Annotated in this window: 1 rRNA gene; it reads right to left on the bottom strand. The window is 50.9% G+C overall.

Annotated features, from left to right (window positions below):
• Positions 1–23 precede the first annotated feature (23 nt).
• Positions 24–1,745: ribosomal RNA gene (locus FTU87_RS14925) — 23S ribosomal RNA — on the bottom strand; the annotation flags it as partial.

Below are 1,745 nucleotides of genomic sequence, written 5' to 3'. Positions count from 1 at the left end.
TACAACAACTGTTTGGGTGTTGTATAGTCAAGCCTCACGAGCAATTAGTATTGGTCAGCTTCACATATCACTATGCTTCCACATCCAACCTATCAACGTCGTAGTCTTCAACGGCTCTTTAGAGGACATAAAGTCCTAGGGAAATCTTATCTTGAGGTAGGCTTCCCGCTTAGATGCTTTCAGCGGTTATCCCTTCCGAACATAGCTACCCGGCGATGCGACTGGCGTCACAACCGGTACACCAGAGGTTCGTCCACTCTGGTCCTCTCGTACTAGGAGCAGATCCTCTCAAATTTCCAACGCCCACGGTAGATAGGGACCGAACTGTCTCACGACGTTCTAAACCCAGCTCGCGTACCTCTTTAAATGGCGAACAGCCATACCCTTGGGACCTGCTTCAGCCCCAGGATGAGATGAGCCGACATCGAGGTGCCAAACACCGCCGTCGATATGAACTCTTGGGCGGTATCAGCCTGTTATCCCCAGAGTACCTTTTATCCGTTGAGCGATGGCCCTTCCATACAGAACCACCGGATCACTAAGACCTACTTTCGTACCTGCTCGACTTGTGGGTCTCGCAGTTAAGCGCGCTTTTGCCTTTATACTCTACGCGTGATTTCCGACCACGCTGAGCGCACCTTCGTACTCCTCCGTTACTCTTTAGGAGGAGACCGCCCCAGTCAAACTACCCACCAGACATGGTCCTCGTCCCGGATAACGGGACAGAGTTAGAACCTCAATATTACCAGGGTGGTATTTCAAGATTGGCTCCACCGAAACTAGCGTCTCGGTTTCAAAGCCTCCCACCTATCCTACACAAGTAAGATCAAAGTTCAATGTCAAGCTGCAGTAAAGGTTCACGGGGTCTTTCCGTCTAGCCGCGGGTACACCGCATCTTCACGGCGAATTCGATTTCACTGAGTCTCTGCTGGAGACAGCGCCCCCATCATTATGCCATTCGTGCAGGTCGGAACTTACCCGACAAGGAATTTCGCTACCTTAGGACCGTTATAGTTACGGCCGCCGTTTACTGGGGCTTCGATCAAGAGCTTCGCTTACGCTAACCCCATCAATTAACCTTCCAGCACCGGGCAGGCATCACACCCTATACGTCCACTTTCGTGTTTGCAGAGTGCTATGTTTTTAATAAACAGTTGCAGGGGCCTGGTTTCTGTGGCTGCTCTCAGCTCAGGAAGCAAGTTCCATCACCAAAAGCAGCGTACCTTCTCCCGAAGTTACGGTACCATTTTGCCTAGTTCCTTCAGCAGAGTTCTCTCAAGCGCTTTGGTCTACTCGACCTGACCACCTGTGTCGGTTTCGGGTACGATTCCTGTGTAACTGAAGCTTAGAGACTTTTCCTGGAAGCATGGTATCAGCCACTTCACTGTACAAGTACAGCTTGCTATCAGTTCTCAGCATAGAGCACCCCGGATTTGCCTAAGATGCATGCCTACAACCTTTCACCTGGACAACCAACGCCAGGCTGACTTAACCTTCTCCGTCCTCTCATCGCATTACACAGAAGTATTGGAATATTAACCAATTTCCCATCGACTACGCCTCTCGGCCTCGCCTTAGGGGTCGACTCACCCAGCCCCGATTAACGTTGGACTGGAACCCTTGGTCTTTCAGCGTGCGAGTTTTTCACTCGCATTGTCGTTACTCACGTCAGCATTCGCACTTCTGATACCTCCAGCAGACTTCTCAATCCACCTTCATCGGCTTACAGAACGCTCCCCTACCAC

Origin of the sequence: Acinetobacter sp. YH12156, from assembly GCF_013418235.1 — a bacterium.
Taxonomy (GTDB): domain Bacteria; phylum Pseudomonadota; class Gammaproteobacteria; order Pseudomonadales; family Moraxellaceae; genus Acinetobacter; species Acinetobacter pseudolwoffii.
This window is presented reverse-complemented; position numbering and strand designations above follow the sequence as displayed.